Below are 13,208 nucleotides of genomic sequence, written 5' to 3'. Positions count from 1 at the left end.
CACACGATAGCGGAAGAAAAAATCCGCCATGATCACGCCACCGATCGGCGGAATCGCTGTGCCCGGCAGAATCCAGGCCGGACTGTTCTGTGTCATGTGGCGCTCCTTGCCGATGAGAGGTGCACGGTGAACTGTAGGAGCTGGCTTGCCAGCGAAAGCGGGGGGGCAGGAACACAAGTATGACTGACCGACCGCTTTCGCTGGCAAGCCAGCTCCTACAAGGGGATTTAGCGGGGGGCAAGGGGGAGAAACCGCAGCAGCGCGGCGATGATGGCTTCCGGGGCATCTTCCTGAACCAAATGCCCGGCATTGGAGATTGGGTAAAATTGTGACCCAGGAATCATCTGATGCAGCGCGCGGCCCCGTTCAATGGGAATCCACTGGTCATCCTCGCCCCAAAGAATCTGCACCGGGCAGCGTATCGTCGGGTACAGCGTTTCAGCCTCGCGGGTATAGCGTTCATCCATCTGTGCGATCTGCCGATAGAACGCCGCTTGCCCCGGATCACCCAACCATGGCTGCACATAAGGTGCGAGCTCGTCGTCCGGGATTTCCCGTTTGATCGCCCCCCGAATGTAGGTCGGCACTATCGCCCGCTGAATGTAGTCAGGCAGTCCGCTGAACGCTGGCTCATGTTGGCGCACATGCTGCACGAACGGCGACCCCCAGGGCGTCAGCGCCACCGGGTCGATCAGCGTCAGGCTGCGGAACTCCTTGCCGTTCAACAGATGAGTGCGCAGCGCGGTGGCACCGCCGAAATCGTGGGCCACCACGTCCGGACAATCCAGGCCCCAATGCTCAAGCAGTTGCGCCATCAACTCGTTCTGCACGCCCAGCGACACATCACTGTCGCGTTGTTCGGACTGGCCGTAACCCAGGAGGTCGAAGTAATGCACGCGGTGCGTGGTGATGAAGTGCGGCGCAATCCGGTGCCATACGTAAGAAGAGAAGGGCGTGCCATGCACGAACAACAGGGGTGGGCCGTCACCACGGACGGCGTAGCGAACGGAGTGCCCGTTGAAGCGATAGGTTTGAGCCAGCGGCCAGTCAGTCATGGGGTGTCCTCTTGGCGTGTGGAAGCCAAAAAGCATAGGCATAAAAAAACAGCCATAAAAGGCTGTTTTCTTAATCACTGACGAAACGCATCCCCCTGTAGGAGCGAGCTTGCTCGCGATGGTGTGTCAGCAACTGTGGTGTCGCCTGACACTCCATCGCGAGCAAGCTTGCTCCTACAGGGGATATCGACTTACTCGCCGTGATAGATGCAACCGCTGGTGCAGGTCTCGTGGATGCGGATCGCGCTGAGTTCCGGCAGCAGGGGCTTCAATTCCTTCCAGATGAATTTGGCCAGCACTTCACTGGTCGGGTTTTCCAGACCGGGAATGTCGTTCAGGTAGTTGTGGTCCAGGCGCTCGTAGAGCGGCTTGAAGATCGCCTTGATTTCCGAGAAGTCGCGGATCCAGCCAGTGTGCGGATCCAGATCGCCGCTCAGGTGGATCGCCACTTTGAACGAGTGACCGTGCAGGCGGCCGCACTTGTGGCCGTCCGGCACGTGGGGCAGGCGGTGGGCGGATTCGAAGGTAAATTCTTTGAAGATTTCCACAGTGGTTTCAGCTCTGTCAGGTGGCGATCGCCGCGGCGATGTGGGCAGGCGGCGAGTTTAACAGTTTGCGTTTGGGCTTGCGGGAAAACACTGACTAAAGGGTCAGCAAGCGTTCGGCCAGGCGACCATTGGCGGCCAGTTCGAGGAACTCATCGCCCAGCCGACGGCTTTCATCCATGGTTGTGCGCCAGTACTTCTGCCGGCTCGGGGCATCGCCCATGAAGCGCTTGAAATCGTTACGGTCCGGCAGTTTGCCGTAGGGCAGGCGCGCCAGGTATTCCTTCGATGGCGCCAGCAGCAGAACATCCTGCAAGCGCGTCGGACAGGCGCGGCGCCAGGGCAGGGTCTTGTCGAACCAGCCGGGAATCACCCGGTCGGTGAAGTGCGGATAAAGCACGATGTCGTTGCCGCTGTAGGGCAGGTCAAGGTGATAGTCCAGCAGGCCACCATCGCGGAACGTGCCGACGCCGGCACCCGGTAGATCACGCACACCTTCCATCACCATCGGGATCGAACCCGACGCCAGCAAGGCTTGGCGCAAATTGCCGGCGTCCAGCGCAACGAAGCGCGACGGAAAGTCGTTCAGAGCATGGACCGGTGGCGCCAGGCGCGGGTCGTGGATGATCAACCGCTCGAAGTGCCGTGACAGCCGCGCGCGGCCACGCAGGTTGTCGGCGATCACCGATGACAGGCCCAGCCCCAATCGACCGCGATGATCATCGGCCAACAGGCCGTGGCTTTTGACCACCATGATGTTCAGTCGGTAATCGGCGTTATTCAGGATCGAGGCATCGCGACCGTCGAGCAGCTCATCGAGCATGCGTTGCGAGCTCTGGCTGATCTGCGCCATGGTCACGCCTTTGGCGAAATTTTGCTCGGTGTACAGATGGCCGAGGCGGCGGATGCCCTCGGCGGCGTCCGGCAGGCACGCGCTGGCAAAGCGCCAGGAACCCACCGACGCACCGATCAATGATCGCTCCCGTGGCGCGGCCGGCAGCCACTCGCCGAACAGCGCCAGGTCCAGACCTTGAATCCCCAGCGCCTTGGGGCCGCCGGCGGCACCGGGCAGAGTACCCACTTCGGCGGCGCTCAAGCCGCTTGCACGGATGCGCGCAAAGGCACGCGGGCCGGCCTTGAGGGTCAGGGAAGGGAACTTGATGTGGATAGCGGTCATACCGGTCTCGATGTCTGGCAAGCGGGGGATTATAAACGCGTGTTACTGACGCGCGCGGCAACACGCTGCATTGGATGCTGCGCCACGATCCTGTAGGAGCCAGGCTTGCCGGCGAAGGCGGGTTGAAGGACGCCTTCGCCGGCAAGCCTGGCTCCTACAGGTTATGTGTACGTCATATCCAATGATGGCAATTCAGCTTCAGTTAAGTTCAGCTCGCTAAGGTGGCTCCCGTAGGCAACACATAAAAATACGGAGACACCCTATGAAAACCCTGACTGCCCTGTTCACCGCCGCCATCATCGGCATGACCGCCAGCCTCGCCCACGCTCGCGACCTGGGCCCCGACGAAGCCCTGCGGCTGCGCGACGCTGGTACTATTGTGTCGTTCGAGAAGCTCAATGCCACCGCGCTGGCCAAACACCCCGGTGCCAAAATCACCGAAACCGAGCTGGAAGAAGAGTACGGCAAGTACATCTATCAGGTGGAACTGCGCGACCCACAGGGCATTGAGTGGGATCTGGAATTAGACGCTGTCAGCGGGCAGGTTCTCAAGGATCATCAGGATACGTAATGAAGGTGTTTTCAGTTTCACGCATGGCGCTGGTGCTGCTGGCGTTTTGCTCGGTCGTCATGGCCCGCGACCTCGACCAGGACGAAGCCCTGCGCCTGCGACAGCAGGGCGTGATCTTGCCGCTGGAGCAACTGTTGCAACAGGCGCTGGACCGTTATCCCGGTTCCAAACTGCTGGAAGCCGAGCTCGAAGAAAAACACGACGTCTACATTTATGAAGTCGAGCTGCTGACCACCGAAGGCGTGGTCCGGGAACTGGACATCGAAGCCGCCACTGGCCGTTTACTGAAAGACAAGGAAGATTGACCGATGCGTTTGCTCCTGGTGGAAGACCACGTGCCCCTGGCCGACGAACTGATGGCCGGTTTGAACCGTCAAGGGTATGCCGTGGATTGGCTGGCCGACGGTCGCGACGCGGTCTACCAGGGCAGCAGCGAACCCTATGACCTGATCATCCTCGACCTCGGCCTGCCGGGTTTGCCGGGGCTTGAGGTGCTGAGCCAATGGCGGGCCGGCGGCCTGGCGACGCCGGTGCTGATCCTCACTGCGCGCGGTTCCTGGGCCGAGCGCATCGAAGGCCTCAAGGCCGGTGCCGACGATTACCTGACCAAACCCTTTCATCCGGAAGAGCTGCATTTGCGCGTCCAGGCACTGTTGCGCCGCTCCCACGGCCAGGCCAATCAGCCGACCCTCAAGGCTGCCGGCCTGCACCTGGATGAAGGTCGGCAATGCGTGACCCGCGACGGCGCCGACATCCAGCTCACCGCCGCCGAATTCCGCCTGCTGCGTTATTTCATGCTGCACCCCGAACAGATTCTCTCCAAAAGCCATCTCGCCGAACACCTCTACGACGGTGAAACCGAGCGCGATTCCAACGTGCTGGAAGTCCACGTCAACCACCTGCGGCGCAAACTCGGCCGTAGCGTGATCGAAACCCGTCGCGGCCAGGGTTACCTGTTCGGCGGGCAAGCCCAGTGAGGTCGATCCAGCGCCGCTTGAGCCTGGGGCTGATCAGCGTGATGGTGATCGTCGGCCTGGTGTTGGCGCAAACCAGTTTGTGGTTGTTTGAAATGGGTTTGCAGCGCTACCTCGAAGCCGGGCTGCGCAACGACAGCGAAAGCCTGCTGGTAGCGCTGGTGCGCGGGCCACAAGGCTTGCAGCTGGATGAGCGACATCTTTCACCGGCCTATCAGCGCCCGTTTTCCGGGCATTACTTCCGTATCGATTTCGCCGATAGCCATTGGCGTTCCCGCTCGCTGTGGGATCAGGAAATGCCGCCACTGGATCACCCCGGTCTGCACAGCAACCTGCAATTGGGCCCGGAAGGTCAGCAGTTGCTGGTATTGCGCTCGGACTATCGCCGCTTGGGCCAGTCGATTTCCATCAGCGTGGCCCAGGATTACACCCCGGTGCGCGAGAGCTTTTTGCGCATGCAGCAGATCGGTTTGGGCTTGGGGTTGGCGGGGCTGCTGTTGATCCTGCTGCTGCAACGGATCACCGTGCGCCGCGCCTTGCGTCCACTGGAAAAGGCCCGCGAGCAGATCGCCCAGTTGCAGCAGGGCCAGCGCTCGCAACTCGACGATCAGGTGCCGGTGGAGCTGGAGCCGCTGGTGGCGCAGATCAACCATTTGCTGGCCCACACCGAAGACAGCCTCAAGCGTTCGCGCAATGCCTTGGGCAACCTCGGCCATGCCTTGAAAACCCCGTTGGCGGTGTTGTTGAGCCTGGCTTCAAGCGAAAAACTCGATGCTCATCCAGAGCTTCGCAAAGTGATTCAGGCGCAACTTGAACAGGTGCAGCAACGGCTCAATCGCGAACTCAATCGCGCGCGGTTGTCCGGCGATGCGCTGCCGGGGGGGTTGTTTGATTGCGATGCGGAGTTGCCGGGGTTGCTGGCCACGTTGAACATGATTCACGGCGAGCATCTTGATCTGCGCTATGTCGCGCCGTCCGGGCTGCAGTTGCCGTGGGATCGCGAGGATTTGCTGGAACTGCTCGGCAACCTTCTGGACAACGCCTGCAAATGGGCGGATGCCGAGGTGCGGTTGAGTGTGGTCGAGACGGCTGCAGGTTTTCAGTTGAGCGTGGAAGACGATGGCCCGGGGATTCCCCAGGATCAGCGCGAACAGGTGTTCAGTCGCGGGACTCGACTGGATGAGCAGACTGACGGGCATGGGTTGGGATTGGGCATCGTGCGCGACATCGTCGACACCTGGGGCGGGGAGTTGCGACTGGAAGAGAGCGAGTGGGGCGGGTTGAAGGTTGTCATCGAACTGCCCAAACGCTGAGTAATCTGTGGGAGCGGGCTTGCCCGCGATGGCAATCTAACAGTCAACATTGATGTTGGATGTTGTGGCCTCATCGCGGGCAAGCCCGCTCCCACAGGTGTTTCTGTGGATGCAATATTTGCGTTAAACGCGGAACTGATCCATCAGGCTCTGTTGCTGATTCGCCAGGCTATTGAGCGACTGGCTCACTCGCGCCGATTCATTCGCCTGCCCCGACAACGACTCAGTTACGTCGCGAATCGTCGCCACGTTGTTGTTGATCTCCTCGGCCACCGCGCTTTGTTCTTCCGCCGCGCTGGCGATTTGCAGGTTCATGTCGCTGATCACCGTCACCGCTTCACCAATCTGGCGCAACGCCGTCACCGCCTGGCCCACCTGTTCGACGCTGCCCTGTGCCTGACGATGGCTGTTGTTCATCGACCCCACCACATCCTGAGTACCGCTCTGCAACTGCTCGATCACCAGGCGGGTTTCTTCGACAGACTCCTGAGTCCGCCGCGCCAGGTTGCGCACCTCATCAGCCACCACCGCAAAACCACGCCCGGCTTCACCGGCGCGGGCCGCTTCAATCGCCGCGTTGAGGGCCAGCAAGTTGGTCTGTTCGGCGATGGCGCGAATCACTTCCAGCACCGAGCCGATCTTCTCGCTGTTGGCCGCCAGGCCTTCGACTTGCACCATCGCCGCGCTCATGTCAGCGGCAAGGTTGCCGATGCTGGTGGTGGTGCGGTCGATCACGGTCAGGCCCTGACGGGTTGCCTGATCCGCATCCCGCGCTGCCTGTGCCGCTTGCGCCGCGCTGCGGGCGACGTCCTGGGCGGTGGCGCTCATTTCGTGGGACGCGGTCGCGACCTGATCGACCTGACGGTATTGCTGTTCCATGCCGGCGCTGGTCTGGGTGGCGATCGCAGAGGATTGGTCCGCCGTGCTGCGCGCATCCTGCACCGAGCGTTTGACCTCGGCGATGATCGGTTGCAGTTTGTCGAGGAAGCGGTTGAACCAACCGGCCAATTGGCCCAGTTCATCCTGCTTGTCGTAGGCCAGGCGCCGGGTCAGGTCGCCTTCACCGCTGGCGATGTCTTCGAGCATGTGGGCCACGCCGAGGATCGGCTTGGTCACGCTGCGCGCCATCAACCACACCAGCATCAGGCCGATCAACGCCGCCAGCACGCCCAGGCCGAGTTCGACCAGGGTGCCTGCGGTGTTGCTTTCATCAAGTTGCTTTTTCAGCGCTTCGGCAGGGCCGACCAGGACTTTCTCCGGCACATCAAGCAACACGCCCCAGGACTTGCCGCCGGGAATCGGCTGGAACGGCGACAGCACTTTCAATTGCTGGTTGCTGTGCAGGCTTGCGGTTTTGCTGCTGTTGGCTAGCAGGCGAATCAATTCGGCGCCATGGGTGGTGTCCACGGCGTCCAGGCGCTGGCTGAGTTTGCTGGCGTCCGGGCTGTAGCCGGCGAGCAAACCGACCGGGCTGATGATGCTGACGCTGGTCTGGCCGTCATAGAGCTTTTTGCTTGCGCCCTGGCTGACCGCTTGCAGGCTGTTGAGGTTGATGTCCACCGACAGCGAAGCGATGACCTTGCCGTTGACCATCAGCGGGAAAACGATGCTGGTCATCAGCACCTTCTGACCGTCGATCACATAGAAATAGGGCTCGATTACGCAGGGCTTGAGCGTGGTGCGCGGGCAGGTGAACCAGGCGTTGGCCGGTTCGCCGCTGGGGCCGGTGCGGGTGTCGGCCATGTCACTTTCGGGCAGCGGCATGGAGGTCAGTTGGCCTGCGGTCGGTTGCGACCAGTACAAGGCAAAGCGGCCCTTTTCGTTGCTGCCGACTTCGCTCTGGCCGGCGAACAGTTCGTCCTTGCCGTCCAGCGCATTGGCTTCGAACACCAGGGACAGACCGAGCAGGTCCGGGTTGGCTTGCAGGGCCGACTTGACTTGGCGGGTGAGGTCTTCGCGCAGGTCGAAGGCATCGAGAAAGCGCTTCTCCGCCTGATCGCGCAGGAACAGCACCTGACGCGAAAAACCGTGGCCATATTGATAGGCGTCCATGAATTCCTGGCGAATCCCCAGCGCCTGGTTTTCACCCTGGGATTCGATCCGAGCCTGGGCGGCTTCGGTGAGCATCTCCATGCTCGAGGCTTTCACCAGCGCGGAGCTGTGCTCCATGCGATACAGCGAAAGACCCACCAGCAGGGTCACGATACCCGCCAGGCAAAGCCCGGCCAGCAGGGTGATCTTCCATTGAATGGAAAGTTGTCTGAGCGACATGGAGACGTCCTTTATTCGATAAATATCTGAGACTCCGCACTGTAACGGCCGCTATCCAGCTTTCTTTACGCCTCCGGCGACGAAGTTGCACAAACCCTGTAGGAGCTGGCTTGCCAGCGAAGGCGGTCGAAAGATCGATGCAAATCTTGCGGGCCCCTTCGCTGGCAAGCCAGCTCCTACAGGGGGTTGTGTCGTTTGCGAATTTTGACAACGCGCGAGTGCTGCGGCACAGTGCGCGCCCTCTAATAAAACCCTCTCTTTAATCCGCTGGCGGCTCTTCGCAGACTGCCGGCCGGACTCTTTCCGTTTGTCTTGAGGTAACGATGATTAATGCAGTAATTGCCGCGGTCGGCGTCATGCTGATACTCAGCCTGTCCCGCGTGCATGTGGTGATCGCGCTGATCGTGGGTGCGCTGGTCGGTGGCTTGACCGGTGGCCTGGGCATCGACGCGACATTAAAAGCCTTCAACAGCGGCCTCGGTGGCGGCGCGACGGTGGCGTTGTCCTATGCCTTGCTGGGCGCGTTCGCGGTGGCGATTGCCAAGTCCGGCCTGGCCCATGCCCTGGCCGACAAGGCCTTGCTGATGGTCGACCGTCAGCACGCGAGTGGTGGGCGTCAGGTCAAGTGGCTGCTGATCGGTTTGCTGTGGGTGGTGGCCATCGCCTCGCAGAATATTCTGCCGATACATATCGCCTTTATTCCGCTGCTGGTGCCGCCACTGCTCTATGTGCTGACCAAGCTGCAACTGGACCGTCGTTTGATCGCCTGTGTCATGACCTTCGGTCTGATCACGCCGTACATGTTCCTGCCGGTGGGCTTCGGCAACATCTTCCTCAATGAAATCCTGCTGGCCAATGTCGCCCGTAGCGGCGTGGACATCAGCGGTATCAACGTCACCCATGCCATGGGCATCCCGGCGTTGGGCATGGTCGTGGGGCTTGCAGCAGCGTTTATCAGCTACCGCAAGAAACGCGTCTACGACCTGGAAAAGATCGAACAAGTTGAACAAGTGGCGGTGGAGTACAACCCACTGAGCCTGATGGTGGCCGGTCTGGCCATCGCAGCGGCGTTCATCATTCAGCTGCTGCTGGATTCGATGATCATCGGTGCCCTGGCCGGGTTTCTGATTTTCTCGGTGTCGGGCGTGGTGAAATGGCGCGACACCGATGACCTGTTCACCGAAGGCATGAAAATGATGGCGATGATCGGCTTCATCATGATCGCCGCGTCCGGGTTTGCCGAAGTGATGAAAGCCACCGGCGAAGTTCAAACGCTGGTCGAAGCGTCGGCCTCGTGGATCGGTCACAGCAAAGGCATCGGCGCGTTGCTGATGTTGTTGGTCGGGTTGTTGGTGACCATGGGCATCGGTTCGTCGTTCTCCACGGTGCCGATTCTGGCGGCGATTTTCGTGCCGCTGTGCGTGCAACTGGGCTTCAGCCCGTTGGCGATTGTGTGCATCGTCGGCACCGCTGGCGCCCTGGGAGACGCGGGTTCGCCCGCCTCGGACTCGACCCTCGGCCCGACCTCCGGCCTGAACATCGACGGCCAGCATCACCACATCTGGGACACCGTGGTCCCGACCTTCCTGCATTACAACCTGCCACTGCTGGCATTCGGCTGGGTGGCCGCGATGGTTCTGTAATCACCTTTCCCTTGTGGGAGCGTGGCTTGCCCGCGATGAACGATTACGCGGTGTGCCTGATAAACCGCGGCGCCTGAATCGCGGGCAAGCCTCGCTCCCACAATGAGCGCATTCAACTTTTGATCCGGTGTGCCGTTAAAGCCTTTAACCACGCCAACAAAATCAAAAGAGTGAACGTCATGCGCATGAGCCTGAAGGCTAAAGTCCTGTCCCTTGCCGTCCTCCCGGTGTTGCTCTTTGCGCTAGTCATCAGCCTGACCACGTTGTTCATTCTGCAAGAACAGGCCCACAAGGAAGTCGAGGAAACGCGCCAGCGCCTGCTCAGCGATGCCGAGGCGACCCTGCAAAGCTACGTCGCCGTGGCCATGACCGCGATCAAACCGCTCTACGACGCTGCCGCTCCCGGCGATGACGCGGCGCGGGCGCAAGTGGTCAAGTTGCTCTCGAGCATCACCTACGGCAAGGACGGCTACTTCTTCGGTTACGACTCCAACACCGTGCGCCTGTTCAAGGCCAACAGCCCCGATGGCGTGGGCCAGAGCTTCAAGGACAACCGCGATCCGAACGGTGTCTACGTCAACCGCGACCTGGTGAAAGTCGCGAAGGACGGCACCCATTACCTGGAATACAGCTCGCCATTGCCGGGCAACACTCAAGTGCTGGTGCCCAAGCTCGGCTACACCGAATACCTGCCGAAGTGGGACATGGCGGTCGGCACCTCGGTCAACCTCGATGGCATCGAAGCCCCGGGGGCGCTGGTCCCGGCCAAGCTCACCGAACGGATGGAAGGCGGGGTGCTGAGCATCATCGGCGGCGCCGCGCTGGTGCTGCTGGTGATTGCCGCGGTCGGGATGCTGCTGGCCAACGCCATCCTGCGCCCACTGAACCTGATGAAAGCCAACCTCGACGACATCGCGGCGGGCGAGGGCGACCTGACCCGGCGCCTGACCATCACCAGCCACGATGAACTCGGCGAACTGGCCGGCTCGTTCAACCGTTTTGTCGACAAGATCCACGGCCTGGTGCGCCAGATCACCGAAATGACCTCGCAACTGACCGGGCTGGTCAATCAGGTTTCCGATCAGGCGCAGCGCTCGGATCAGGCCATGGAGCGTCAGCGTCACGAAACCGATCAGGTGGCCACGGCGATCAACCAGATGTCGGCAGCGGCCCAGGAAGTGGCGAAAAGCGCGCAAAACGCCGCGGTGGCGGCCCAGCAGACCGACGAAGAAGGCCAGGCCGCCAAGCGTGTGGTGGCCGGCAGCATCGTCAAGATTCATGCGTTGGTGGATGACATTCGCAGCAGCGGCGTTTCCCTCGACAGCCTGCAAAAAGACGTGTCGTCGATTGTCAGCGTGCTCGGGGTGATCCGCTCGATTGCCGATCAGACCAACCTGCTGGCGCTCAACGCCGCCATCGAAGCGGCGCGCGCCGGTGAGGCCGGGCGTGGTTTTGCGGTGGTAGCGGACGAAGTACGGGCACTGGCCAGTCGCACGCAAATCAGTACGCAGGAAATTCAGGGCATGATCGACCGCTTGCAGGCCGGCACCCAATCGGCGGTGGAAGCGATGCGCCGTTCCAGCGAGGCCGGCGACGGTACGTCCGCACAGGCCAACCAGGCCGGCGCGTCGCTGGACACCATGGCTCAGCTGATCGGCACCATCAACTCGATGAACGCGCAGATCGCCAGCGCCGCCGAAGAGCAGACCGCCGTCGCCGAAGAGATCAACCGCAGCGTGCACCAGATTGCCGTCGCCGTGGATAACGTTGCCGATGAAACCCAGCTCGGCGCCCAGACTTCTCGCAGCCTCGCCGACCTCGGCCAGCGCCTCGGCAAACTGGTCGGACAGTTCCGCATCTAAATCACATCCCCTGTAGAAGCTGGCTTGCCAGCGAAGAGGCCTTTGGATTGTGCGTTGCGCTTCAGGCCGCCTTCGCTGGCAAGCCAGCTCCTACAGGGAATGTGTTGAGGTCCAGAGGTTGTGTTGAGATCAAGAGGTTGTGTTGAGGCTACCTGTCCCAGTACGGCACCTCGCCAAAACACTCGACAAAGAAATCGATCACCGTCCTGACCTTCACCGATAACCGTCGGCTACCAGGCCAGAGCACGGCGATCTGTTGCGGTTCCAGGCTATTGGACACCTGATATTCCCCCAGCACCGGGACCAGCGTGCCGTTGCGCACCGCTTCACCAATCAGCCACGACGGAAACATCACCAGTCCCAAGCCCTGTTCGGCCGCCTGGGTCAGGGTGTCGGCGTGGTTGCCGGTGATCGGCCCTTTCACCGAGTAGGGCGTCCAGTCCCGCTGGCCTTTGCGAAAAAACCAGCGCTGTTGGCCGGTTACGCCCTTGTAGGCCAGACATTGATGAGCCGCAAGGTCTTCGGGATGTTGCGGCGTGCCGTGGCGCTCCAGATAGGCCGGACTCGCGGCGACTTGAAAGCGATGGGGCGCCAGGATGCGTGCCTGCATGCTCGAATCGTGCAATGGGCCAATGCGAAACAGTAGATCAGCGCCTTCCTGCAACGGGTCGACGTAGCTGTCGGTTTGCTGGATATCCAGTTGCAGTTTCGGGTAACGCGCGCAGAGCTGCCCCAGCCATGGCGTCAAATGCCGCTGACCAAACACCACCGGCGCGTTGATCCGCACCAGTCCGCTGGGCTCGCTTTGCTGTTCTTGCAAGGCCTGTTCGGCTTCTTCCAGTTGCACCAGCACCAGTCGCGCGTGATGCCCGAGCATCCGCCCCGCTTCGGTGGGCGTGACGGCACGGGTGTGGCGGTAGAGCAATTGCTGGCTCAGGGCCTGTTCCATCAGCTGGATCTGCCGGGAAATGGAGGAGGGCGCGAGGCCCTCGCGGCGGGCGACTTCGGAAAAACTGCCATGATCGAGCACCGCGACAAACAACCGAAGCGCCTTGAATCCCAGTTCGTTGAGGCCGTGCATGATTAATCCTGCTGTGCGAGTTGCGCAAAAGTGTTGTCAGGATGCTCCCATTTATCGCAAAGCACCGCCAGTCGATAATGCGCGCACTGACAACGCGAACCCTTGTAGGAGCTGGCTCGCCAGCGAAGGCGTCCTCGCAGACAAAACGTTATTGCCTGCCACACCGCCTTCGCTGGCAAGCCAGCTCCTACTGGATTTGCGCTTAAATCGATTTCACAGGTGATCCCAATGCAATCTTCTTCAATCGACATCGCTGTCACACCCGCGACCAAACCAGGGTTGCGGCTGTTACTGCTGCCCCTGGTGATTCTGGCCGGCATGGGCCTTTCCGTGGAGGCCGGTTTGCTCGGGCCGCTCGGGGTTCAGGTCGGTCATTTGTGGGCGACCTTGAGCATTTTCGGCGTGGGCTCGGCGATTCTGTTTTTGCTGCTGCTGTTCAGCGGCCCGCAACAGGGGCCGGCTTTTAGCGAGCTGCCACGCTGGCAATTGATCGGTGGCTTTCTCGGGCCAATGTATGTGGTGGTGCTGACGTTGGCCACGCCGCACATCGGGATTGCCATGACCATGATCGCGATCCTCTCCGGGCAGGTCGGCAAAAGCGTGCTGATCGACCACTTCGGCTGGTTCGGCGCCACCCGTAAAAAGGTCAACGGTGAGCGTTGGCTGGCCTTGCTGCTGATTGTCGCGGCACTTGTTCTGATTGCTCGGGGTTGATG

At 61.2% G+C, this 13,208-nt stretch carries 12 protein-coding genes and 2 pseudogenes; 8 read left to right on the top strand and 6 right to left on the bottom strand.

Annotated features, from left to right (window positions below; genetic code table 11):
• Positions 1–227: 227 nt before the first annotated feature.
• The 3 genes from AEQ67_RS19265 to AEQ67_RS19255 form a co-directional block, all read right to left on the bottom strand.
• Positions 228–1,055, bottom strand: a complete 828-nt coding sequence (locus tag AEQ67_RS19265) for an alpha/beta fold hydrolase (protein ID WP_059405421.1) — start codon at positions 1,053–1,055, stop codon at positions 228–230.
• Positions 1,056–1,246: 191 nt separating this feature from the next.
• Positions 1,247–1,603, bottom strand: a complete 357-nt coding sequence (gene queD, locus AEQ67_RS19260; protein ID WP_059405420.1) for a 6-carboxytetrahydropterin synthase QueD — start codon at positions 1,601–1,603, stop codon at positions 1,247–1,249.
• A gap of 94 nt (positions 1,604–1,697) precedes the next feature.
• Complete coding sequence (locus tag AEQ67_RS19255) at positions 1,698–2,777, bottom strand: patatin-like phospholipase family protein (protein ID WP_059405419.1); 1,080 nt, start codon at positions 2,775–2,777, stop codon at positions 1,698–1,700.
• Positions 2,778–3,039: 262 nt separating this feature from the next.
• Between AEQ67_RS19255 and AEQ67_RS19250 the strand changes: the two genes are divergently transcribed.
• The 4 genes from AEQ67_RS19250 to AEQ67_RS19235 are packed head-to-tail and all read left to right on the top strand — an operon-like array spanning position 3,040 to position 5,635.
• The gene (locus AEQ67_RS19250) at positions 3,040–3,348 is read left to right on the top strand and encodes a PepSY domain-containing protein (RefSeq protein WP_059405418.1); all 309 of its coding nucleotides are present in this window, start codon (positions 3,040–3,042) and stop codon (positions 3,346–3,348) included.
• A complete protein-coding gene (locus AEQ67_RS19245) occupies positions 3,348–3,653 on the top strand; it encodes a PepSY domain-containing protein (protein WP_059405417.1) in 306 nt (101 codons plus the stop codon). Before AEQ67_RS19250 ends, AEQ67_RS19245 begins: the two co-directional genes overlap by 1 nt.
• A 3-nt stretch (positions 3,654–3,656) precedes the next feature.
• Positions 3,657–4,325 carry a response regulator transcription factor gene (locus AEQ67_RS19240; protein WP_059405416.1) on the top strand — a complete coding sequence of 223 codons (669 nt, stop codon included), beginning with the start codon at positions 3,657–3,659 and terminating at the stop codon, positions 4,323–4,325.
• On the top strand, positions 4,322–5,635 hold the full coding sequence (locus tag AEQ67_RS19235; RefSeq protein WP_059405415.1) for a sensor histidine kinase: 1,314 nt from the start codon (positions 4,322–4,324) through the stop codon (positions 5,633–5,635). Before AEQ67_RS19240 ends, AEQ67_RS19235 begins: the two co-directional genes overlap by 4 nt.
• A 123-nt stretch (positions 5,636–5,758) precedes the next feature.
• Here AEQ67_RS19235 and AEQ67_RS36800 read toward each other — a convergent pair whose 3' ends face one another.
• Entirely contained in the window at positions 5,759–6,514 is a 756-nt protein-coding gene (locus AEQ67_RS36800) for a methyl-accepting chemotaxis protein (RefSeq protein WP_442965655.1), read from the bottom strand.
• A gap of 102 nt (positions 6,515–6,616) precedes the next feature.
• Positions 6,617–6,763: pseudogene (locus AEQ67_RS36795) on the bottom strand (HAMP domain-containing protein); the annotation flags it as partial.
• Positions 6,764–8,232: 1,469 nt separating this feature from the next.
• Here AEQ67_RS36795 and AEQ67_RS19225 point away from each other — a divergent pair.
• The 3 genes and pseudogenes from AEQ67_RS19225 (at position 8,233) to AEQ67_RS36785 (ending at position 11,411) form a co-directional block, all read left to right on the top strand.
• Positions 8,233–9,549, top strand: coding sequence for a Na+/H+ antiporter family protein (locus AEQ67_RS19225; protein WP_161807477.1), 1,317 nt, complete (start codon positions 8,233–8,235; stop codon positions 9,547–9,549).
• Between the two features lie 179 nt (positions 9,550–9,728).
• Positions 9,729–10,553 (top strand): annotated as a pseudogene (locus tag AEQ67_RS36790) (cache domain-containing protein); the annotation flags it as partial.
• Positions 10,554–10,589: 36 nt separating this feature from the next.
• Entirely contained in the window at positions 10,590–11,411 is an 822-nt protein-coding gene (locus AEQ67_RS36785; RefSeq protein WP_442965654.1) for a methyl-accepting chemotaxis protein, read from the top strand.
• Positions 11,412–11,559: 148 nt separating this feature from the next.
• Here the strand turns inward: AEQ67_RS36785 and AEQ67_RS19215 are convergent, their stop codons facing one another.
• Positions 11,560–12,492, bottom strand: a complete 933-nt coding sequence (locus AEQ67_RS19215; RefSeq protein ID WP_059405411.1) for a LysR family transcriptional regulator — start codon at positions 12,490–12,492, stop codon at positions 11,560–11,562.
• A gap of 228 nt (positions 12,493–12,720) precedes the next feature.
• Between AEQ67_RS19215 and AEQ67_RS19210 the strand changes: the two genes are divergently transcribed.
• Positions 12,721–13,206: a DMT family transporter gene (locus tag AEQ67_RS19210; protein WP_059405410.1), complete on the top strand. Its 486-nt coding sequence runs from the start codon at positions 12,721–12,723 to the stop codon at positions 13,204–13,206.
• Positions 13,207–13,208: the final 2 nt, after the last annotated feature.

Origin of the sequence: Pseudomonas sp. RIT-PI-q, assembly GCF_001297125.1 — a bacterium.
Taxonomy (GTDB): Bacteria; Pseudomonadota; Gammaproteobacteria; order Pseudomonadales; family Pseudomonadaceae; genus Aquipseudomonas.
This window is presented reverse-complemented; position numbering and strand designations above follow the sequence as displayed.

Coding starts and splice junctions, on each gene's coding strand:
- AEQ67_RS19265 (WP_059405421.1), bottom strand. CDS start 1,055: ATGACTGACTGGCCGCTGGCTCAAACCTATCGCTTCAACGGGCACTCC.
- AEQ67_RS19255 (WP_059405419.1), bottom strand. CDS start 2,777: ATGACCGCTATCCACATCAAGTTCCCTTCCCTGACCCTCAAGGCCGGC.
- AEQ67_RS19250 (WP_059405418.1), top strand. CDS start 3,040: ATGAAAACCCTGACTGCCCTGTTCACCGCCGCCATCATCGGCATGACC.
- AEQ67_RS19245 (WP_059405417.1), top strand. CDS start 3,348: ATGAAGGTGTTTTCAGTTTCACGCATGGCGCTGGTGCTGCTGGCGTTT.
- AEQ67_RS19240 (WP_059405416.1), top strand. CDS start 3,657: ATGCGTTTGCTCCTGGTGGAAGACCACGTGCCCCTGGCCGACGAACTG.
- AEQ67_RS36800 (WP_442965655.1), bottom strand. CDS start 6,514: ATGGAACAGCAATACCGTCAGGTCGATCAGGTCGCGACCGCGTCCCAC.
- AEQ67_RS36785 (WP_442965654.1), top strand. CDS start 10,590: ATGACCTCGCAACTGACCGGGCTGGTCAATCAGGTTTCCGATCAGGCG.
- AEQ67_RS19215 (WP_059405411.1), bottom strand. CDS start 12,492: ATGCACGGCCTCAACGAACTGGGATTCAAGGCGCTTCGGTTGTTTGTC.
- AEQ67_RS19210 (WP_059405410.1), top strand. CDS start 12,721: ATGCAATCTTCTTCAATCGACATCGCTGTCACACCCGCGACCAAACCA.